The organism is Streptomyces sp. NPDC002896, assembly GCF_040295225.1.
Taxonomy (GTDB): domain Bacteria; phylum Actinomycetota; class Actinomycetes; order Streptomycetales; family Streptomycetaceae; genus Streptomyces.
In genome coordinates this window covers 1-19816 of the sequence record NZ_JBEOVA010000022.1, presented here as the reverse complement: position 1 = coordinate 19816, position 19816 = coordinate 1, and the positions used below count along the sequence as shown (strand labels likewise).

Here is a 19816-nt window from a genome sequence, read left to right as displayed (position 1 = left end):
CTGCCCGCTGAGGCGGACCGTCGGGTTCCCCGCACGGCACTTTACCGCTTGGTGCGGTTTGGTGCATTTGTTCCATTTAGGGATATTTCAAGTCTGACGGCTCACTGCCGCCACCGCTCGTCGTGGACGGCGCGTGCGCCGTCCGGCGGGCCTGAGCGGGAGGCGCGTACCGTGGCGCCTTCCGGCAGGGCACCCGGGCGCCACGCCACGTGCGACGGTCACGTGCGACAGTGGGGACATGGCCGCCCCTCGCCCGCCCGGCGAGAGGGCCCCCTGGCCCGGACGCCAGTAGAGCGCGAGGTCAGCGATGAAAGAGTCACCTTCGGTCCGCACCCTCGAAGGCACCGGGCGCCCGCCGGTGCAGCTCAGCGAAGAGGGGCTCCGGAAACTGCTCGCCGGGCTCACCGCAGTACGGGACGGCGACTTCTCCACGCGCCTCCCCGACGACGCCGAAGGGCTCCTCGGGGAGATCGCGGGTGTCTACAACGGCATGATCGACCAGCTGGCCCAGGTCACATCGGAGGTCACCCGGGTGGCCAACGAGGTCGGCGGACAGGGGCTGCTCGGCGGTCACGCGCGCGTGCCGAGAGCCGGCGGCGTCTGGCAGGAGCTCACCACCGGCGTCAACACGATGGCCGACAACCTGACGTCCCAGGTGCGCTCGATCGCCAAGGTCGCCACCGCCGTCGCCCGCGGCGACCTCACCCAGAAGATCCGCGTGGACGCCCGCGGCGAGATCCTGGAACTGAAGGAGACCATCAACACGATGGTCGACCAGCTGTCCTCGTTCGCGGAGGAGGTCACGCGCGTCGCCCGCGAGGTCGGCACCGAGGGCAACCTCGGCGGACAGGCCACCGTACGGGGCGTGTCGGGCACCTGGCAGGACCTCACCGACAACGTCAACTCCATGGCGGACAACCTCACCAACCAGGTCCGCAACATCGCCCAGGTGACCACCGCCGTCGCCCGGGGCGATCTGACCCGCAAGATCGACGTCGACGCGCGCGGGGAGATCCTGGAGCTCAAGACCACCATCAACACGATGGTCGACCAGCTGTCGTCGTTCGCCGCCGAGGTCACGCGGGTCGCCCGCGAGGTCGGCCGCGAAGGCCGGCTCGGCGGACAGGCCGAGGTGGAGGGCGTCTCCGGCACCTGGCGGCGGCTCACCCAGAACGTCAACGAACTCGCCGGCAACCTCACGCGCCAGGTGCGCGCCATCGCCGAGGTCACCAGCGCGGTCGCCCAGGGCGATCTGACGCGCTCCATCACGGTCGAGGCACCCGGCGAGGTCGGCGACCTCAAGGACAACATCAACTCCATGGTCGGGTCCCTGCGCGCCACGACCCGCGCCAACGAGGAACAGGACTGGCTCAAGACCAACCTCGCCCGGACCTCCGGACTCCTCCAGGGCACCCGCGACGTCACCGCCGCCGCCCGGCTGATCATGGACGAGGTGCCGCCGCTGGTCTCCGCCCAGTACGGCGCCTTCTTCCTCGCCCGTACGGACGCGGAGGGCACCCGGCTCGACATGATCGCCTCGTACGGGGCGCCCGACACCGGACCGCGCAGCTTCCGCCTCGGCCAGTCCCTCGTCGGCCAGGCCACGCTGAGCCGCCGCACGATCGCCATCGAGGACGTACCGCCCGGGTACGCCTCCATCTCCTCCGGCGTGGGCGACGCCGACCCGACAGCGCTGCTCGTGTTGCCCGTCGTCGTCGAGGAGCAGGCCATCGGCGCCCTGGAGCTGGCATCGCTGCACCCCTTCACCGCCATCCACCGGGATTTCCTCGACCAGTTCATCGAGACCCTCGGCGTCAACATCAGCTCGCTCACCGCCCATGCCCGTACCGACGAACTCCTCGAGCGGTCCCAGCGGCTCACCGCCGAACTGAGCGTCCGGCAGGAGGAGCTGCAGCGCTCCAACGCCGAACTCGAGGAGAAGGCGGCGCTGCTCGCCGAACGCAACCGCGACATCGAGGCCAAGAACCTCGAGATAGAACGCGCACGCCAGGAACTCGAGACCCGCGCCCAGCAGCTCTCCCGCACCTCGATGTACAAGTCGGAGTTCCTGGCCAACATGAGCCACGAGCTGCGCACACCGCTCAACAGCCTGCTGATCCTCGCCCAGTTGCTTGCCCAGAACCCCGAGGGCAACCTCACGGAGAAGCAGGTCGACTACGCCGAAGTGATCCACTCCGCGGGCTCCGACCTGCTGCAGCTGATCAACGACATCCTCGATCTGTCGAAGGTCGAGGCCGGGAAGATGGCCGTCCACCCGTCGACCTTCCCGCTGCACCAGCTGCTCGACTACGTCGACGCCGCCTTCCAGCCCGTCGCGAGCGAACGCGGCCTGGAACTCCGGGTGATCACGGCCCGCGACCTGCCCGACGAGCTCACCACCGACGAGTCGCGGTTGCGCCAGGTGCTGCGCAATCTGATCTCCAACGCGCTCAAGTTCACCGAGCAGGGCTGGGTCGAGGTACGCGTCGACAACGCTGCGGACGACGAGCTGCCGCATGCCCTGCGCGGCCGCCTCTCGATCGCGTTCCGGGTCAGGGACACCGGCATCGGCATCGCCGACGAGCATCTGGAGATCATCTTCGGTGCTTTCCAGCAGGGCGAGGGGCCGACGGCCCGCCGCTACGGCGGCACCGGGCTCGGCCTGTCCATCAGCCGCGAGGTAGCCCAGCTCCTCGGCGGCGCGATCACCGCGCGCAGCGCGCTCGGCGAGGGCAGCTGCTTCACGCTCTTCCTGCCGGTAGGCAGCGGCCCCGTCGCCGTACCCGAGAGCGGTGCCGAGGGACTGGCGCTCGCACATGGCCGTCACCCCGGCCACGACGTGCTGGCCGGACGCCTGGTCCTCGTCGTGGACGACGATCCGCGCAACGTGTTCGCGCTCACCGAGATCCTCGAAGGCGCCGGCATGCGCGTGCTGCGGGCCGAGGACGGCCGGCGCGGCATCGAGCTGCTGACCGAGCACGACGACGTCGACCTGATCATCATGGACGTGATGATGCCCGGCATGGACGGCTACTCGGCGACGGCCGCGATCCGGCAGATGCCGGGGCTCGCCGACGTGCCGGTCATCGCGGTCACGGCCAAGGCCATGCCGGGCGACCGGGCCAAGACGCTGGCCGCGGGCGCCGACGACCATGTGACGAAGCCCGTGGACGCGGGGGACCTGCTGACGAGGATCAGGAACCGGCTGAGCCGGTGAGCCGATGGGGGGTGGGCTGGGGTCACAGCACCCGTACCACCACAAGGCTGGTGTCGTCGTCCGTGTCGCCGGTCACCGCGCCGAGCAGACGGTCGGCCTGCTCGTCGATCTCGCCCGAGCCCAGCCGCTCGGCCTCGTGGCGCAGCAGCGCGAGGCTCTGGTCGAGCCCCATGTGGTGCGACTCGATGAACCCGTCCGTGTAGAGGACCAACGTGTCCCCGGGGAGCAGCCCCGTCACCGTCTCCTGGTACTCGGCGCCGGGCACGGCGCCCAGCAGGATGTTCCGCGGCGGATCCAGCAGCTCCGCATGCCCCTCGCGCAGCAGGAGCAGCGGCAGATGGCCCGCGCTCGCCCACCGCAGCGCACGCGTGTCCGGGTCGTACAGCGCGCACACCGCCGTGGCGGTGGGCTGCCCGTCGGCGTGCAGCGTGACCTCGTTCAGCCAGGCCATGAGCCGGCCGGGGGAGTGCCCGGTGACGGCCAGCCCGCGCAGTGCGTTGCGCAGCGCGACCATGCCGGTCGCGGCGTCGATGCCGTGCCCGGCGATGTCGCCGACCGCCATCAGGACCCCGCCGCTCTCCAGCGGCATCACGTCGTACCAGTCACCGCCCACCTGGTACTCCTCCGCCGCCGGCCGGTACCGCGCGGCGACCTGCAGCCCCGGCAGCTTCTCGAAGGTCGGGACCTCCGGGACGATGGCCTGCTGCAGCTCCAGCACCAGCCGGCGGCGTATCGCGGCCTGCGCCTGCACGGTCGTCAGCTGGTCGAAGGTGGCGTTCAGCGCGACCTCGGTGTGGTGCTGGGCGGACACGTCCTGGTAGATGCCGGTGATGCCGGTGAGGACGCCGCACGTCAGTAGGGGCTCGGCGGCGATCCGCACATGCCTGAGCGCGCCGTCGTCGCGTATCACCCGTACGACCGTGTACGCCCCCTCCAGGCGCTCCCTCAGCACCCCCCGCAGCTCCTCGAGACGCACCACGTCCTCGGCGTGCAGCCGTCCGCCCAGATGCCGCAGCGGGAGCGGGGGACCGCCCCGTGGCACGCCGAAGATCGTGTACGCCTGGTCGCTCCACCGGGACTCGTCGGTGGTGAGGTCGTCCTCGAACGTCGCGACGTTCTCCAGCCGCCGCGCGACCCGTACGACCGCGTGGCCCGGGTCCGTGCTGACGTGCCAGAGGACGAGCGCGCGGTCGGCGGACAGCGGCAGGACCCGTACGTCGAGCAGGGGCGCCGGACGGCCGGGCCGGTGCCCGGGCGGCAGCTGGACCGCGCGCTGCGGGGCCGCCTGCTCGCGGGCGTCCGCGACCAGCCGCACCAGATCGGCGTGGACGGACGGGAAGACCTGGGCCAGCGGCCGCCCGGCCGGGTCCGGCACCATGTCGCCGCTGCACAGCGCCGCCTCGTTGAGATGCTCGACGACCGGTTCCGATGTGTCGGGCCCGGTGCGCAGCACCATCGCCGGATGGGTCAGCAGATCGAGGAGTCCGGCGAGCACCGGCGGCTCGTCGGGGTCGTGGCCGGCCAGATCGAGCAGCCGTGCCGCCGGCTCCAGCAGACCCGGCAGCGCCCGGCGCACCGTCTCGTCCAGCTCGGCGGGCCCGGGCCAGACCGCCAGCGCCAGCCCGGCGATCAGCCCCGCACGGCGCAGCGGTACGACGGCCCGGGCCGCGTTCCGCTCGGGCCCCGGGAGGCGCTCGCCGTCCGGCGGGCCTGCCGGAAACCAGGCCGGCGCGGCCGCGATCAGCGCCCGGTGCAGCGGACCGGCCGCCTCCGGCGTCAGCCACCGCCAGTGCGAGGCCTCCAGCGGGCTGACCCCCGCATGCCCCACGAGCTGCAGACAGTCGCTCACGGTACGGCGCCACAGCCACACGGCCTGCACGCCGAGCGGCCGCAGCCCGCCGTCCAGCAGGGACGTCGCCACGGCGGCGATGCGGCCCTGCGTCTCCGCCACGGCAGCCGCCTGCCGCGCTCCACGCGCGGCGGCTTCGCCCCGGCTGCCACCGGCCCTCGCGGTGACGGCCTCGCGAACACCTTCTGCGGATCCCGCCCCGCCGACGCCCGGCGGCGTGCCCGGTCCGCGGATATCGGCCGTCGTGGACGGTCCGCGACCGGCCTTCGTGATGCCCGCACCGCCTACCACCGGCGCTGCCGCGCTGCCCCTTTCGGCCCCGCCACCGGACGGTACGTCCGCGCGTTCGCGCGCCGTACCGCCGCCCGTCGGCTCGCCCCTGTGGTCGTCTGCCGCCCAAGCTGCCGCGGCGCCCGGCTGCCCCGCGACGACCGCGCCTGCCGCCGCGTTGACGACGTCGGCCGCCAGATCCTCCAGGCTCAGACCGGCGGATCCGGCGAGCCGGGCCAGGTGGTCGGTGGCGTCCGACGGGGACAGGGACAGCTGGGCCACGAGGACCCCGGCCGCCAGGTCGAGGAGATGACGGCGGGCGAGTTCGGCACGGAGGGCGGCCACCTCGGCGGTGAGGGCGGTGACGGCCGCGGCCAGATCGTCCCGTCCCGCATCAGGCCCTCGGGACGGCCCCTGCTCGCGAACGGGAGGGATCATGACGTCTCCGGCTTTTCAGGAGGGCGTGGGCACCTCGGTAGCTACAGCCGGACGCCTCGGATTCTACTCGGGGCCGACTCGCACGGCAGTGCCCGAAGGCTTTGCAGGGCAGGGCCCGATGGCTACGCGCACCAGTGCTCGGCCGCTCGCACGGCAGTGCCCGATGATTGAGCGGCATCTGCCGGGGCAGCGGCAGGGCGAAAGGGGCGCAGCAGCCCGGTACACGTTGCCCGGTACACGTGCCGCCGCTCGCCTGCGACCCGGAACGGGCACGCCCGTACGCGTTCGTGGGCGCGCAGCCGCGTACGTACTGCCGACGTGCCCGGTGCGGAGGGAGGCGTCACGCCATGACCGGCCCAGTCTCGCCGGATCCTGACATCTCGCCCGTCCCGCGGCCGGGCCCGCGCCCCGACGAGCCGGGACCGAGGCCGGGTCCGGGCCCTCGCCCCGAACCACGGCCCGATCCGGGTCCCGAGCCCCGCCCCCGCCCGGGGCCGCCGCGGCCGCCGGACGCGTGACCCCGCAGGTCCGGGACCCGGTGCGGCTACTCCGGATACTCCTCGCGGAGGTCACCGACTTCCGGCCCCGGCTCGCGGCGCAGGGCGGGTTCGGTCTGGTCCTGCAGCTTCTTCGCCTCGTGGCGCAGGCGCTCGGCCTCCGCGGGGTCGGTCGAGCGCTGCGCCCGCTGCAGCAGCTGCTCGGCCTTGTCGCGCAGATGCTCTGCGCGGACGCGTGCGGATTCTGACTGGCCGTTCATGGGGGGTCCTTCGACGTGGTGCGGTCAGTGGGCGGCTGCCCCCGCGCCCCGCCCGCAAACGCCCGGGTGACCTGTGTGAATTGCGCGCCCAGGGGAAGCCGGTCCGTACACCCGGACGTACAGGTCCCACAGGTACGCAGACGTAGCAGACGTACAGGTCCCTACAGGTGCGCAAACAGACACACAACAGGTACGCGAAGGTGGGATGACCGTGAAGGTCGCATTTCTCGTGGCCCCCGACGGGGTCGAGCAGATCGAGCTGACCGAGCCGTGGCAGGCCGTCATCGATGCCGGAGGCACGCCGAAGCTGATCTCGACCAGGTCCGGAAAGATCAGGGCCTTCCACCACCTGGACAAGGGCGACACGTTCCCGGTGGACCAGACGGTCGCCGACAGCGAGGTGGAGGACTTCGACGGGCTCGTACTGCCGGGCGGCGTCGCCAACCCCGACTTCCTGCGGATGGACGCCAAGGCCGTGGCGTTCGTGAAGGGCTTCGTGGAGGCGGGCAAGCCCGTCGCGGCCATCTGCCATGCGCCCTGGACCCTGATCGAGGCCGACGTCGTGCGCGGCAGGACGGTGACGTCCTGGCCCAGTCTGCGGACCGATCTCCGCAACGCCGGTGCCACCTGGGTCGACGAAGAGGTCAAGGTCTGCGACGCCGGGCCCGCCAAGCTGATCACGAGCCGCAAGCCGGACGATCTCAAGGCGTTCTGCACGACGTTCATCCAGGAGTTCGGCGGCTGACCGCCGAAACGCCCCGGCACGCCCGCAGCCGTTGCGACACGGGGGCAGGCGTGCCGTTCCGACACGGGGGACAGGAAGGAGCACCAGCCATGGGACGTCCCCGCCGCGAGGGTCCCGGCCCCGTCCCCACCAATCCGGAACCGGTCCCGCACGACCCGGAACCGCCCGGCCCGGAACTCCCCGGCCGCGAGCCCCCGGAGGAGCACCCTTCGCCCGATCCGGGCCCGGGACCGCACACGGGACCGGAAGAGGAACCGTTGCCCGAACCGCCCGACTGACCGCAGGCATGCCGCGCTGACTACAGGCATGCCCTACGGACCGCAGGCACGCATGGCCAGGCGCACCGGGCCCGGGGGTACTCAGGCCTGCCCGGCCCCACCCGGGGTACCCGACGGACATGCGCGAGATTCTCCAGCGCCCGGTGAGGCGCAAGAAGGCAGCGACCCGAACCGCCACGACCGCCACGGAGGAGTACCTCGACGAGGTCGAGCAGACCGGTCACGAGGAGGACACCGACACCGCCGCGCCGGGCGGCGGATCCGGCGATCCGATCACCCCGAGCCCTCAGGCGAACAGGAACACGGCCGAGGGCCACCCCTCGAACCCGGACGAGTCGTCGCGGCCTCAATGACCGCGTGGCGGGACCGGCGTCCGGCGACGGGCAGCACGTGCCGCGTGCCGCACGGACAGCGCGGGCGCCGGAAAGGAGCCAGGCGTGGGCGACAACGAGGCGCTGAAGACCTACCGCGCCAAGCGCCACTTCGACAGGACGAAGGAGCCGAGCGGGGACGGCGCTCAGCAGCCGGGCGGCGAACGGACCCGGGAGCCGCACGGGCAGGACCGCCCGTCCGGTGAGGCGCCCGGCGACGAGCCCCGCTTCGTGGTCCAGATCCACGACGCCAGGCGCATGCACTTCGACTTCCGGCTCGAGGTGGACGGTGTGCTCAAGTCGTGGTCCGTGCCGAAGGGGCCCTCCAACGACCCGCAGGACAAGCGGCTCGCCGTCCCCACCGAGGACCACCCGCTGGAGTACCTCGACTTCGAGGGTGTGATCCCCAAGGGCGAGTACGGAGGCGGCACGGTCATCGTCTGGGACCGGGGCACGTACCGGCCGCTCAACCACGACCGCCGCGGGCGGCCCGTGCAGATGGACGAGGCTCTGCGGCGCGGCCACGTCCGTTTCTGGCTGAACGGCGAGAAACTCCGCGGCGGCTACGCGCTCACCCGCTTCCGCGGCGGCGAGGGTGACCCGGAGGACGAGGCGTGGCTGCTGGTGAAGACCGACGACGCGCGGGCCCACAACGGAGACCACGGCCCCTCGGCGCCGCGCCGCGCCCGTTCGGTCCTCAGCGGCCGTACGCTGCGCCAGGTCGCAGAGTCGGAGGAGCCGGACGGGTCCCGTGTGGGCGACGTGCGGGGGGAGGCTGACGAGCCCGGCACCGTACGTACCCGCACCCGCTCCGGCACGCGCACCACCCTGGCCAACCCCCGCCGAAGCCGCCGCACATGACGAGCCGCACATGACGACCACGAGCAGCCTCCTGGACTCGGTGCCCCCCGGCCAGCGCCGGCTGCTGGCCGAGGCGCGCCCCGGTGCGGAACTGGCCGCCAGTCCCATGCTGGCCACGCTCAGCGACCGGAGGGACTTCTCGGGCGGCGACTGGATCTTCGAGCGGAAGCTGGACGGCGTGCGCCTCCTCGCCGTACGCGAGGAGGGCCGTGTCACTCTGCTCTCCCGGACCGGCAGGCGCCTCAACGCCACCTACCCCGAGATCGCCGAGGCGCTCGCCGAGCAGGAGTGTGCGGACTTCACCGTCGACGGCGAGGTCGTGGCGTTCTCCCACGGCCGCACGGACTTCGCGCGCCTCCAGAAACGGATGCAGCTCACCAACCGCCGCCAGATCGAGGCCACCGGCGTCTCCGTGACCTACTTCGTGTTCGACCTGCTGCGGCTCGACGGAACCGACACCCGGCGCCTGCCCCTGCGCACCCGCAAGTCGCTGCTCCGGCGGGCCCTGACCTTCCGGCCCCCGCTGCGGTTCACCCCCCATCGCAACCAGAACGGTGTGGATGGCGCCGAGCTGCTGGCCGACGCCTGCCGCCACGGCTGGGAGGGCCTGATCGCCAAACGTGCGGACCGCCGCTATGTGCCGAGCCGGTCCACGGACTGGCTCAAGCTCAAGTGCTCCCAGGGCCAGGAGTTCGTCATCGGCGGCTTCACCGAGCCGGCGGGCAGCCGCGTCGGATTCGGCGCGCTGCTGATCGGCTACTACGACGAGCAGCGGCGTCTGCGCTACGCGGGCAAGGTCGGCACCGGCTACGACCGCAGAACCCTGCTCGACATACGCGCGCGTCTCGACGAACTCGCCACGTCCCGTTCGCCGTTCAGTGATCCGGTGCGCGAGCGCGCCGTGCACTGGGTCGAGCCGAGGCTGGTCGCGCAGATCGCGTTCACGGAGTGGACCCGCGACGGCATGCTGCGACACCCGCGCTTCCTCGGCCTGCGCACCGACAAGTCGCCCGCCGAGGTCGTCAGGGAGCGGCCCGCCGCGTAGGCCGTGGCGGCCCGTGCCGTGGCGCCTGGCCCGCGCGAGGAGATTGCGCTTCGATCGCCGTGGGCACTTGTTTCCAAGACGAGGCCGGGATCCACCGGTACCCCCCGGAGGCATGCTGCCCCGGGCGGCACGGCATTCCGCGAGTTAGTAAAAGCCCAGGTCAAAAGCCCAGGTCAACGATGCCTCGAAGCGCCAGTCGGGAGTCGGCTGGCGCACTTCAGTGACAGGCTGCACCATCTTGGGAGCGGGTGCCGATCCCAACCGGCACCGGCGAGAAAGGGGCGTCTCATGCCTCTCATCGACTTCCACGTCCTGCGTGAACTCGTCGCCGAACACGACAGGCTCACCCACGGACTGTTGCTGGCCTCCGGGACACCGGAGGGGCACCGCCGGCTGGAGGACCTGCAGTACACGGTCTGCGTGTACACCGGCGTCCGCGACCCGAAGCAGGCCCTGAGCCACGCACGCAGACTCCTGGCCGACCGGGCGCGGCGCGCAGAGGCATAGGCCCGCGGGGCATGGCCAGGCAGGCGCGCCGCCCGGGCCGTTTCCCGGGACCCCTACCGGGAACCCGCCCGACATGGTGCATTTCGGATACACGATGATGACCGAGCAGGCAGGTCCCCGTGAGCTCGTCGAGCACGTGGTGAGGGCCGAGGAGGCGGGTTTCGACTTCTCCGTCACCTCGGACCACTACTTTCCGTGGCTCGACGCCCAGGGGCACTCCCCGTACGCCTGGAGCGTGCTCGGGGCGGCTGCTCAGGCGACCTCGCGCATTCCGCTGATGACCTACGTGACCTGCCCCACGATGCGCTACCACCCGGCCGTGGTCGCGCAGAAGGCCGCGACGGTGCAACTGCTGTCCGGCGGCCGTTTCCGGCTGGGCCTCGGCTCCGGCGAGAACCTCAACGAGCACATCGTCGGCGGGGGCTGGCCCGCCGCCGACGTCCGGCAGGAGATGCTCGCAGAGGCCGTCGGGATCATCCGGGACCTCTTCTCGGGCGGCTACGTCAACCACCACGGCGAGCACTTCGACGTCGAGTCCGCCAAGCTCTGGGATCTTCCCGAAGAGCCCCTCGAGATCGGCATCGCGGTGTCCGGCGAGCAGTCCTGCCGGCTGGCCGGAGCCCTCGCCGACCTGGTGATCGCCGTCGAACCGAAGGCCGAGCTGCTGGCCGCCTTCGACGGCTACGGCGGCGCCGGCAAGCCGCGCATCGGCCAGCTGCCGGTCTGCTACGACCAGGACCGCGACGCGGCCGTCGACTGGGGGTCCCCCCTGCTCGAGCGAAGCCGAGAGCTTGGGGGAGCACCAGCAGTTCCGCTGGTTCGGCGGCGGCTGGAAGGTGAACGCGGAACTTCCGGGACCCGAGTCCTTCGACTCCGCGACGGCGTACGTCCGGCCCGAGGACGTCGCGGAATCCATCCCGTGCGGGGACGAGGTGGACGCGTTCGTCGAGGCCGTACGGCCCTACACGGAGGCGGGCTTCACCGATGTCGCCCTGGTGCAGATCGGCGGCGCGTCCCAGATGCCGTATCTGGACTGGGCGCAGAAGGAACTACTGCCCGCGCTCCGTGAACTGTGACGCCCCGCGAGGCGCACACACGGTGTGGAACACGCTGTGAAAGGAGCACCGGAGATGACGACGTCGAACCATGAGCCGCGGCTCACGCCCGGACAGCGAGGCGGCGGCGGTGTGCCGCCCGAGGAGACCCCGCCGGCCGAGGACGGGATCCACGGCATCGCTTACCCCGAACCGGTCGAGGTGCGCAAGGTCTGGGAAGCCGTTCCCCTCGTACTGATCATCGCCGTCGCCGTGCTGATCGCCATCGGGCTGATCGGCATGGTGGTGGCGCTGTCGCTGTAGTCCTGGCGGGCGGTACGGCCGTAGCGGCCGGCTTCGGCCCAGGCCCTCAGCCGCCCGGAATAGCCGTTGAACGCGGCCCTCCGGGCGGCTACCGCCGCATGGGCCCCCACTGCCCGTCGTGCCCGGCCGCCTTCGCCACCTCGTCCTCCGCCTCGTCGATCACCTGCAGGCCGATCCAGCCCACAGGCCGGGCGTTGCAGACGAGCGGTTCGTTGTCGGGGCCGCGAGCCACCTCCTCGCCGGTCAGCACCCACGGCCGGACCTCGCCCTCCTTGTCCCAGCGCAGATGGGAGTAGTCGTACAGACGCCTGGCCACCCACAGGCGCAGCGGCCGGCTTGCCCACCAGTCCTCTGCGATCAGGCAGTTCGCGGACAGGCCCGGCATGGGCACCCCGGTCAGCTCGTCGACGCTTTCTCCCGTTGGAGGTCCTGCGCGGGACCGGTGGACCACCGCACGTACACATGCCGTGAGCTCACCAGATCGCAGAGTTCGTCCAGGGAGCGCACCGTCGGCAGGTCGTCGAGGGACCGCGCCTCGGGCAGGTCGCGGCCGGTGTTGCCGGTCATGTGGCGCACCTCCTCCGTCAGCCCTGTCACCAGCCCATCACCAGTTCCCACGGACTGCATTCCGTACCGACCGCGCGGGCTCCCTGGTCTCGTTGATCGATACAGCGAGTCCAGTACGCGAGACGTCATTGACCGTGCCCAGACGGGCTGGCTACTTTCGGTCGCATGTTGCGTCCAGTCATGCTCACCACGCGCGGTCACATCGACCTGCTGCGGGTGGCCTCCGCCGCCTGTTGTCGCGGCTGCTGACGCCTTTTCACTCTCCGGCTCTTTCCGCCCTCGCATCTCCCGCGCCCCGTCGCCGTAACGCGCCCGCGGTGCCCCTCACGCCTATCCGATGACGCATTGGCGGCGCGGCGATGACGCGTCAAGGGGGCCTTGAGGGCTCCTGAGCGGCCACCTTGCACCACCCTCTGGGCATCCCCGTCTGCCTTCCCCTGGAGCTCCCATGAGTGTCAGTCATGCCCCGCCCAAGAAACTTTTGGCGGATATATCCCCTGTATCGGACTTCGAGCCGCCCGAGTTGGAGCCGATCGTCCCCTCCTCCGCTCGCCGCGTCCGTGTCCCGCGCTGGCTGCGCCGCCCGGCCGGCCCGGTCCTCCTGCTGGTCTTGTGGCAACTCCTCAGCAGCACAGGAGTGTTGACCTCCGGCATACTCGCCTCGCCTGGGACCATCGCCCGCGTCGCGTGGGATCTGATCGCCGACGGTTCGCTGCCGTCCGCGATGGGCGTCTCGCTGCAGCGGGTCGCGGTCGGACTGCTGCTCGGCACCGTGGTGGGCACGGCCCTGGCGCTGGTGTCGGGGCTGTTCCGCATCGGCGAGGACCTGGTGGACGCGAGCGTCCAGATGCTCCGTACCGTGCCGTTCGTCGGACTCATCCCGCTGTTCATCATCTGGTTCGGCATCGGTGAGGCGCCCAAGGTCGCCATCATCACGCTGGGCGTGTCCTTCCCGCTCTATCTGAACGTGTACGCGGGCATCCGCGGCGTCGACTCCCAGCTGATCGAGGCCGGCGAGTCGCTCGGACTGTCCCGCTGGGGCCTCGTCCGCCACGTGATCCTGCCCGGTGCGCTCCCCGGAGCGATGACCGGACTGCGCTACTCGCTCGGCATCGCCTGGCTGGCCCTCGTCTTCGCCGAGCAGATCAACGCCGACGCCGGAATCGGCTTCCTCATGGTCCAGGCCCGCGACTTCCTGCGGACCGACGTCATCGTGGTCTGCCTGATCGTCTACGCCTTCCTCGGCCTCTTCGCCGACTTCGTCGTCCGCACTCTCGAAAGGCTGCTGCTGCAATGGCGACCGACGTTCACCGGCCGGTGACCCCGCCCAAGGCGGCCACCGACAGGCCGACCCCTTCGAAGACGACCTCCGCCGACCAGCCCGTACGCGACGTCTCCGGCGCTGTCGTACGCGTGGAGGAGCTGACCCGCACCTTCGGCGGGCGCGCCGTCCTCGACTTCCTGGACCTGGAGATACAGCCGGGCGAGTTCGTGGCGCTCCTCGGGCGCAGCGGCTGCGGCAAGTCCACCCTCCTGAAGATTCTCGCCGGGCTCGACCGGGACATCGCCGGGACAGTTCTCGTGCCGCGGCGTAAGGCCGTTGCCTTCCAGGCGCCGCGCCTGATGCCCTGGAAGAAGGTCTGGCGCAATGTGCTCCTCGGGCTGCCCGGGAAGCCCGAACGCGCCGTCGCCGAGCGGGCGTTGGAGGAGGTCGGTCTCTCGCACCGCGCCGACGCCTGGCCCAAGACGCTCTCCGGAGGCGAGGCCCAGCGCGCCTCACTGGCCCGCGCGCTGGTACGCGAGCCCGATCTGCTGCTGCTCGACGAGCCCTTCGGCGCCCTGGACGCCCTCACCCGTATCAAGGCCCAGCGGCTCGTCGACGAACTGTGGCAGCGCCGCGGCTGCGCCGTGCTGCTGGTCACCCACGACGTCGAGGAGGCGGTGCTGCTCGCCGACCGCGTCCTCGTGATGGACGACGGCGCCATCGCCCACGAGACGCGGATCGATCTGCCGCGGCCGCGCGACATCACCGATCCCCGCTTCGCCGAGATACGCGGACAGCTCCTCGAACGCCTCGGCGTCGAAGCGCACACGTCCGCTGCCTGACCTTCCCCGCACCTCAACCCCGTCCCCGTACTGACCCACGTACCGAACCGAACGGAAACCCCATGCGACGCCGACTCGCTCCCGCCCTGCTGCTGCCGCTCGCCCTGCTCCTCGCCGCCTGCTCCGGCTCGTCGTCCGCCGACACCTCCACGGGTGGCACCGGTGAGGGCACCGACGGCAAGGGGTCTCTCACGCTCAACGTCGGTGATCAGAAGGGTGGTTCCGAGGCCGTCCTGCGTGCCGCGGGCGAACTCGACAACCTCGACTACAAGATCAAGTGGTCGACGTTCACCTCCGGCCCGCCGCTCCTCGAGGCCGTGAACGCCAAGGCCGTCGACATCGGGGGCGTGGGCAACACGCCGCCGGTCTTCGCGGCAGGAGCGGGCTCGAAGATCAAGATCGTGGCGGCCACGCACGGCACGTCCAAGGGCGAGGCCATCCTCGTGGCCAACGACTCTCCGCTGAAGAAGACGCAGGACCTCAAGGGCAAGTCGATCGCCGTGGCGCAGGGTTCGTCCGCGCACTTCCAGCTCGTCGCCTCCCTCGAGGAGGCCGGGCTGAGCCTGAGCGACGTCAAGGTCAAGTATCTGCAGCCGGCCGACGCGCTGGCCGCGTTCACCGGCGGCAGGGTGGACGCCTGGGCGGTCTGGGACCCGTACACCTCGCAGGTGCTGCAGGCCAAGCAGGGCCGCATCCTCACGACCGGTGAGGGCGTCGTCAACGGCCTCGGCTTCCAGGTGGCGTCGCCCACCGCACTCGCGGACAAGAAGAAGGCCGCGGCTATAGGCGACTACCTGGAGCGGCTGCGGCGCGCCCAGGACTGGGTCTACAAGCACCCCGAGGCATGGGCGAAGGTCTGGGCGAAGGACACAGGCCTGCCGTACGAGGTGGCGCTCGCCGCGGTGAAGCGCACCAACGGTACGCGGGTCTACGTCGCCGTCGACAAAGCGGCGATCGCCTCCGAGCAGCAGATCGCCGACACCTTCACCAAGCTCAAGCTGATTCCGCGCAAGGTCACGTTCGAGGACTTCGTCGACACCCGCTACAACGGCGACCTGCCGCCGTCCACCACCGCGCCGCGCACCTACAAGGAGTCGTGACCGATGACCGTTCATCTCCACTGGTTCCTGCCGACGGGCGGTGACGGCCGCACCCTCGTGGACCGGCACGCCTACGCCTCCAACAGCACAGGCCTCCCCAGGCCGGTGAGCGGAGTGCGCCCGCCCGACATCGACTATCTGACGCAGATCGCCAAGGCCGCCGAGCAGTTGGGCTTCGAGGCGGTGCTTACCCCGACCGGCACCTGGTGTGAGGACGCGTGGCTGACGACGGCGGCGCTGTCCCAGCACACCGAGCGGCTGAAGTTCCTGGTCGCGTTCCGCCCGGGCGTCATCTCCCCGGTGCTTGCTGCCCAGATGGCGGCGACGTACCAGCGCATCACCCGCGGACGCCTCCTGCTGAACGTCGTCACCGGCGGCGACTCGACCGAGCAGCGGCGCTTCGGCGACCACCTCGACCACGACCGCCGGTACGCCCGCACCGACGAGTTCCTGTCGGTCGTACGCGGGGTGTGGAGCGGCCAGCCGTACGACTTCGACGGCGAGCACTACACGATCGAGGGCGGGTTGACGGCCCTGCCACCCGATCCGCTGCCGGAGATCTTCTTCGGCGGTTCGTCCCCGGCGGCCGGACCGGTCGCCGCACGCCACAGCGATGTGTACCTGACCTGGGGCGAGCCGCCGGAGCAGGTGAAGCAGAAGATCGACTGGATCCGCGGCCTCGCGGAGCGGGAGGGCCGCACCGTCCGGTTCGGCATCCGGCTGCACACGATCTCCCGCGACTCCTCGGCGGAGGCCTGGGCGACCGCGAACCGTCTGCTCGACGACCTCGACCCGGACACCATCGCGGCCGCCCAACAGGCCCTGGGCCGCAGCGAGTCGGTCGGCCAGCAGCGCATGCTCGCGCTGCACGGCGGCTCCCGCGACAAGCTGGAGATCTCGCCGAACCTGTGGGCGGGCGTCGGTCTCGTACGAGGCGGCGCCGGCACCGCCCTCGTCGGCAGCCACGCCGAGGTCGCCGACCGGATCGAGGAGTACCACGCGCTCGGCATCGAGCACTTCGTCCTCTCCGGCTATCCGCACCTGGAGGAGGCGTACTGGTTCGGTGAGGGCGTGCTCCCCGACCTGGCTGCGCGCGGGCTGCTGCCGCGCATCCCGGCCGCGCCGCTGTCCGCGGTCCCGGCGGCGAACGGCCGCCCGGGCCCGGCACCGGGCGGGGCGCCGCTGCTGGTCGCCGGGGGGCGCTGAACCCGAGGGCCCGGGTGGCTTGTGCGTCGCAGGCCGCGACATGCGGCCGGGCGGAGCTGCCCGGGTCCTCGCCTCGCGGGAATCACGGCCGTCGCCGTCGTTGCGTTGTGACGGGGCGGGTCCCCACTGCCGGTGCCGAGGACTCTGCCGGTGCCGAGGACTCTCAGAACTTGCCCGACTGTTCCTCCGTACGGTGTCCCAGCTGCCTCCTGAACTCGGCGAAGAAAGCGTCGCTGAGCGGTGGCCAGCCCCAGAAGTCGAACGCGAGCGCGCCGAGGGCGAAGCCCCAGCCGAACTGCCACTCGGTGACGGGGACGGAGGCTCCGCAGGCGGGGCAGACCACGCTTCCCTCGCCCGTCTCCTTCCAGGCGGCTATGCCGTGCCTGAACGGCCGCCAGGCCTCCTCGTCCGCCTCGAACTCCTCCGGATAGTCGATGATCACCGTCTTGGCATCGCACCGCGGGCACGTCGCGGAGTCGGCCTCGTCCTGCCCCTGACCCCCGACGTGGTACTCGCGTCCGACGAGGACTGCGACCGGCCCCGGCTGCCACCCCGTCTCGGCGGAACCCTGCACTGCACGCGCCCAGTCGGGACCCGGCTCGTAGCCCTCGTCCACGGTCGTGCTGTACACACCTTCGCCGGACATCTCGCGTGTGATCAGTCCCTCGGAGACCATCCAGTCGACCATCCGCTCCGCGAGCGGCCCGGCCTCCTCGCCGGTTGCCTCGACGTCGACGATGCGCTCGAAGAAGTCACCCATGGTCCCGCCCCTCAACTTCCCACCCTGCTCCCGGTTCGTCGGGGGGAGTGTATGCGGCGGCGCGGGCGAGGCTGTCCTCGTCAGGTGAGGGCGTCTGCCACGACTGCGGCGGCCCGGGCGACCAGGGGTTCATCTGCCGGCGCGTCCGAGTCGGCCTTCGTGGAGAGCACGGCCACCACGACGGGTGCCGCGCCGGGCGGCCAGGCGACGCCCACGTCGTTCGTGGTGCCGTAGTCACCGGTGCCGGTCTTCTCGGCGACGGTCCATTCCCCCGGGAGGCCGGCTCGAAGACGTTTGCCGCCGGTCGTGTTGCCCAGCAGCCACCGTGCGGCACGCCGCGCGGCTTGGCCGAACGCGGACCGACAGCCTGGGCCCCGCCTGGTCCCTTTCACGGAGCCGTCACCGGCCCGGCCATGCCCGGCCGCCACCCCTCCCGCGGTACCGCGTCCAGCAGCCCGCACGTGTACGGGTGTTCGGGTGCGGACAGCACCCGGTCGGTCGGGCCGTGCTCGACGACGCGGCCGCGGTGCATGACCAGGACCTCGTCGGTGATCTGCTGGACGACGGCCAGGTCGTGGGTGACGAACACGTAGGAGACGGCGAGCTGTTCGCGCAGGTCGGCCAAGAGGCCGAGGACCTGGGCCTGTACCGAGACGTCGAGCGCGGACACGGCCTCGTCGAGGACGAGGACGGCGGGCCCCGGCACGAGGGCGCGGGCGATGGCGACGCGCTGGCGCTGGCCGCCCGACAGCTGTCCGGGGCGTGAGGCGGCGATGCGGTCGTCGAGGCCGACCTGGTCGAGGAGTTCGGCGGCGCGCCCGTGGTGGCGGGTGCGGTCGGGTTCGTGCAGGCGCAGCAGTTCGAGCAGGCCGGCGCCGACGGTCTGGCGGGGGTCGAGGGATGCGTAGGGGTCCTGGAAGACCATCTGGATGGCGCGGGCGCGGTGGATCCGGTCGGCGGGGGCAGGGGCGCAGGACAGGAACACCTCGCCGGAGGTGGGGCGTTCGAGGCCGGTGAGCATGCGGGACACGGTGGTCTTGCCCGAGCCGGATTCGCCGACCACGCCCAGGGAGGCACCGGGCCGCAGGGTGAAGGACACGTCCTCCACGGCGATCGTCCCGTGCCGGCCCGGGAAGACCTTGCGCAGGTGGCGGGCCTCGACGGCGGGCGGCGGCAGGGGGCCGGTGGTCGTATCGGGGCCTGTAGTCGTCACGAGGCGGGCTCCAGGGCGTGTGTGTCGGCGAGTTCCTGTGCGCGGTGGCAGGCGGTGGTGTGGGTGCCGAGCGGGGCGAGGGCGGGGCGGATGGCGCGGCATGCGTCCTGCGCGTACGTACAGCGGTCGGCGAAGCCGCAGCCGTCCCCCGCCTCGAACGCAGAGACCGGGCGGCCGGGCAGCGGCGCTGGCCGTGTGCGGGAGCCGATGACGGGGCGGGCGCGCAGCAGGCCTGCTGTGTAGGGGTGAGCGGCGTGGTGGTGCAGGTCGGCGGAGGGGCCGGTCTCCACGATCGTGCCCGCGTACATGACGGCGACGCGGTCGGTGACGGCGGCCGCGAGGTCGAGGTCGTGGGTGACGAAGACCATGGCGAGGCCGCGTTCGCGACGCAGCGCGTCGAGGATCCCCATCACCTCCTGCTGGGTGGTGACATCGAGCGCCGTGGTGGGTTCGTCGGCGAGCAGGAGGCGGGGTCCGGTGGCGAGTGCGGCGGCGATCATCACGCGCTGCAGCAGACCGCCGGAGAGCTCGTGCGGGTACTGGGCCATGCGCCGTTCCCCGTCCGCGATGCCCACATCGGCGAGGGCCCTGACCATGCGGGCGGCGGCCTCGCGGCGGCGCAAACCATGGGTCAGGACGAGTCCTTCGGTGAGGAAGTCGCCGACCCTGCGGACCGGGTTCACGGCGGTGCGCGGGTCCTGGTGGATCATCGCGATGCGGTGGGAGCGATACGTGCGCAGGGCGCGGGCGTCCATCCCGTACACGTCGTCGTCTTCGAAGCGGACAGCGCCTTCGGTACGGGATCCGGTGGGCAGCATGCGCAGGACGGCCTTGAGAGTCATGGATTTGCCGGAGCCCGACTCGCCGACCAGGCCGAGGGCCTCGCCGGGGGCGACGGAGAACGACACGTCGCGCAGAACGGTGCGCTGCCGGCGCTGCCCGGGGCCAGGCAGGGTGACGTGCAGGCCGTTGACGTCCAGGGTGTTCATCAAACGCCCTTCCCCGAAGCCGAAGCCGAAGCCGAAGCCGAAGTGGCCCTCTCCCCCAAGGTGTTGACCCCCACGACCACGAGAACGATGAGCAGGCCCGCGGCCAGGGACTGCCAGGGCGCCCCGTTCAGCAGGGCGGACTGCCCCTGGGCGACCATCAGGCCCCACTCGGCGGACGG

Annotated in this window: 18 protein-coding genes and 4 pseudogenes; 14 read left to right on the top strand and 8 right to left on the bottom strand. The window is 71.6% G+C overall.

Features of this window, described 5'->3' with window-relative positions; translation table 11 throughout:
• Positions 1-307 precede the first annotated feature (307 nt).
• Positions 308-3217, top strand: coding sequence for a HAMP domain-containing protein (locus ABT009_RS32110; RefSeq protein WP_351302891.1), 2910 nt, complete (start codon positions 308-310; stop codon positions 3215-3217).
• Between the two features lie 22 nt (positions 3218-3239).
• On the opposite strand, the gene ABT009_RS32105 is transcribed toward ABT009_RS32110, so the two are convergent.
• Entirely contained in the window at positions 3240-5774 is a 2535-nt protein-coding gene (locus tag ABT009_RS32105) for a SpoIIE family protein phosphatase (protein WP_351302889.1), read from the bottom strand.
• 544 nt (positions 5775-6318) lie between these two features.
• A complete protein-coding gene (locus ABT009_RS32100) occupies positions 6319-6531 on the bottom strand; it encodes a DUF6381 family protein (protein WP_351302887.1) in 213 nt (70 codons plus the stop codon).
• 211 nt (positions 6532-6742) lie between these two features.
• On the opposite strand from ABT009_RS32100, the gene ABT009_RS32095 reads away from it, so the two are divergent.
• The 8 genes and pseudogenes from ABT009_RS32095 to ABT009_RS32060 all read left to right on the top strand — a co-directional run bounded on the left by ABT009_RS32095 (position 6743) and on the right by ABT009_RS32060 (position 11696).
• The gene (locus tag ABT009_RS32095) at positions 6743-7276 is read left to right on the top strand and encodes a type 1 glutamine amidotransferase domain-containing protein (RefSeq protein ID WP_351302884.1); all 534 of its coding nucleotides are present in this window, start codon (positions 6743-6745) and stop codon (positions 7274-7276) included.
• An 89-nt stretch (positions 7277-7365) separates the two neighbouring features.
• Entirely contained in the window at positions 7366-7554 is a 189-nt protein-coding gene (locus ABT009_RS32090) for a hypothetical protein (protein ID WP_351302881.1), read from the top strand.
• A gap of 119 nt (positions 7555-7673) precedes the next feature.
• Complete coding sequence (locus ABT009_RS32085; protein ID WP_351302878.1) at positions 7674-7907, top strand: hypothetical protein; 234 nt, start codon at positions 7674-7676, stop codon at positions 7905-7907.
• An 84-nt stretch (positions 7908-7991) separates the two neighbouring features.
• Positions 7992-8786, top strand: a complete 795-nt coding sequence (locus ABT009_RS32080) for a DNA polymerase ligase N-terminal domain-containing protein (protein WP_351302875.1) — start codon at positions 7992-7994, stop codon at positions 8784-8786.
• A gap of 10 nt (positions 8787-8796) precedes the next feature.
• The gene (ligD, locus tag ABT009_RS32075) at positions 8797-9831 is read left to right on the top strand and encodes a non-homologous end-joining DNA ligase (RefSeq protein WP_351302872.1); all 1035 of its coding nucleotides are present in this window, start codon (positions 8797-8799) and stop codon (positions 9829-9831) included.
• Between the two features lie 288 nt (positions 9832-10119).
• Positions 10120-10338 carry a DUF5133 domain-containing protein gene (locus tag ABT009_RS32070; RefSeq protein WP_351302869.1) on the top strand — a complete coding sequence of 73 codons (219 nt, stop codon included), beginning with the start codon at positions 10120-10122 and terminating at the stop codon, positions 10336-10338.
• Positions 10339-10411: 73 nt separating this feature from the next.
• Positions 10412-11414: pseudogene (locus ABT009_RS32065) on the top strand (LLM class F420-dependent oxidoreductase).
• 54 nt (positions 11415-11468) lie between these two features.
• Positions 11469-11696, top strand: coding sequence for a DUF6480 family protein (locus ABT009_RS32060; RefSeq protein ID WP_351302866.1), 228 nt, complete (start codon positions 11469-11471; stop codon positions 11694-11696).
• An 88-nt stretch (positions 11697-11784) separates the two neighbouring features.
• Here the strand turns inward: ABT009_RS32060 and ABT009_RS32055 are convergent.
• Positions 11785-12263, bottom strand: a pseudogene (locus ABT009_RS32055) (DUF6098 family protein).
• A 165-nt stretch (positions 12264-12428) separates the two neighbouring features.
• Between ABT009_RS32055 and ABT009_RS32050 the strand changes: the two are divergent.
• From ABT009_RS32050 to ABT009_RS32030, 5 genes are all read left to right on the top strand, one after another.
• Positions 12429-12512, top strand: a complete 84-nt coding sequence (locus ABT009_RS32050) for a putative leader peptide (RefSeq protein WP_351303160.1) — start codon at positions 12429-12431, stop codon at positions 12510-12512.
• A gap of 199 nt (positions 12513-12711) precedes the next feature.
• Positions 12712-13584, top strand: a complete 873-nt coding sequence (locus tag ABT009_RS32045; RefSeq protein WP_351302863.1) for an ABC transporter permease — start codon at positions 12712-12714, stop codon at positions 13582-13584.
• Positions 13557-14369: an ABC transporter ATP-binding protein gene (locus ABT009_RS32040; RefSeq protein ID WP_351302860.1), complete on the top strand. Its 813-nt coding sequence runs from the start codon at positions 13557-13559 to the stop codon at positions 14367-14369. Before ABT009_RS32045 ends, ABT009_RS32040 begins: the two co-directional genes overlap by 28 nt.
• A 62-nt stretch (positions 14370-14431) precedes the next feature.
• Positions 14432-15469: an ABC transporter substrate-binding protein gene (locus ABT009_RS32035; protein WP_351302857.1), complete on the top strand. Its 1038-nt coding sequence runs from the start codon at positions 14432-14434 to the stop codon at positions 15467-15469.
• Positions 15470-15472: 3 nt separating this feature from the next.
• On the top strand, positions 15473-16675 hold the full coding sequence (locus ABT009_RS32030) for an LLM class flavin-dependent oxidoreductase (protein ID WP_351302854.1): 1203 nt from the start codon (positions 15473-15475) through the stop codon (positions 16673-16675).
• 163 nt (positions 16676-16838) lie between these two features.
• On the opposite strand, the gene ABT009_RS32025 is transcribed toward ABT009_RS32030, so the two are convergent.
• The 5 genes and pseudogenes from ABT009_RS32025 to ABT009_RS32005 form a co-directional block, all read right to left on the bottom strand.
• Positions 16839-17435, bottom strand: a complete 597-nt coding sequence (locus tag ABT009_RS32025; protein WP_351302851.1) for a hypothetical protein — start codon at positions 17433-17435, stop codon at positions 16839-16841.
• Between the two features lie 80 nt (positions 17436-17515).
• Positions 17516-17725: pseudogene (locus ABT009_RS32020) on the bottom strand (serine hydrolase); the annotation flags it as partial.
• Between the two features lie 98 nt (positions 17726-17823).
• Positions 17824-18648 carry an ABC transporter ATP-binding protein gene (locus ABT009_RS32015; RefSeq protein ID WP_502990005.1) on the bottom strand — a complete coding sequence of 275 codons (825 nt, stop codon included), beginning with the start codon at positions 18646-18648 and terminating at the stop codon, positions 17824-17826.
• On the bottom strand, positions 18645-19637 hold the full coding sequence (locus tag ABT009_RS32010) for an ABC transporter ATP-binding protein (RefSeq protein WP_351302845.1): 993 nt from the start codon (positions 19635-19637) through the stop codon (positions 18645-18647). The genes ABT009_RS32015 and ABT009_RS32010 overlap by 4 nt, the downstream gene beginning before the upstream one ends.
• A pseudogene (locus ABT009_RS32005) lies at positions 19637-19816 on the bottom strand (ABC transporter permease); the annotation flags it as partial. The pseudogene ABT009_RS32005 and the gene ABT009_RS32010, both read right to left, overlap by 1 nt.

Excerpts from the sequence above, each read along its gene's own strand:
- ABT009_RS32025 (WP_351302851.1), bottom strand. The coding sequence starts at position 17,435 with ATGGGTGACTTCTTCGAGCGCATCGTCGACGTCGAGGCAACCGGCGAG.
- ABT009_RS32010 (WP_351302845.1), bottom strand. The coding sequence starts at position 19,637 with ATGAACACCCTGGACGTCAACGGCCTGCACGTCACCCTGCCTGGCCCC.
- ABT009_RS32100 (WP_351302887.1), bottom strand. The coding sequence starts at position 6,531 with ATGAACGGCCAGTCAGAATCCGCACGCGTCCGCGCAGAGCATCTGCGC.
- ABT009_RS32060 (WP_351302866.1), top strand. The coding sequence starts at position 11,469 with ATGACGACGTCGAACCATGAGCCGCGGCTCACGCCCGGACAGCGAGGC.
- ABT009_RS32030 (WP_351302854.1), top strand. The coding sequence starts at position 15,473 with ATGACCGTTCATCTCCACTGGTTCCTGCCGACGGGCGGTGACGGCCGC.
- ABT009_RS32045 (WP_351302863.1), top strand. The coding sequence starts at position 12,712 with ATGAGTGTCAGTCATGCCCCGCCCAAGAAACTTTTGGCGGATATATCC.
- ABT009_RS32085 (WP_351302878.1), top strand. The coding sequence starts at position 7,674 with ATGCGCGAGATTCTCCAGCGCCCGGTGAGGCGCAAGAAGGCAGCGACC.
- ABT009_RS32035 (WP_351302857.1), top strand. The coding sequence starts at position 14,432 with ATGCGACGCCGACTCGCTCCCGCCCTGCTGCTGCCGCTCGCCCTGCTC.
- ABT009_RS32090 (WP_351302881.1), top strand. The coding sequence starts at position 7,366 with ATGGGACGTCCCCGCCGCGAGGGTCCCGGCCCCGTCCCCACCAATCCG.
- ligD (WP_351302872.1), top strand. The coding sequence starts at position 8,797 with ATGACGACCACGAGCAGCCTCCTGGACTCGGTGCCCCCCGGCCAGCGC.
- ABT009_RS32040 (WP_351302860.1), top strand. The coding sequence starts at position 13,557 with ATGGCGACCGACGTTCACCGGCCGGTGACCCCGCCCAAGGCGGCCACC.
- ABT009_RS32105 (WP_351302889.1), bottom strand. The coding sequence starts at position 5,774 with ATGATCCCTCCCGTTCGCGAGCAGGGGCCGTCCCGAGGGCCTGATGCG.
- ABT009_RS32110 (WP_351302891.1), top strand. The coding sequence starts at position 308 with ATGAAAGAGTCACCTTCGGTCCGCACCCTCGAAGGCACCGGGCGCCCG.
- ABT009_RS32070 (WP_351302869.1), top strand. The coding sequence starts at position 10,120 with ATGCCTCTCATCGACTTCCACGTCCTGCGTGAACTCGTCGCCGAACAC.
- ABT009_RS32050 (WP_351303160.1), top strand. The coding sequence starts at position 12,429 with ATGTTGCGTCCAGTCATGCTCACCACGCGCGGTCACATCGACCTGCTG.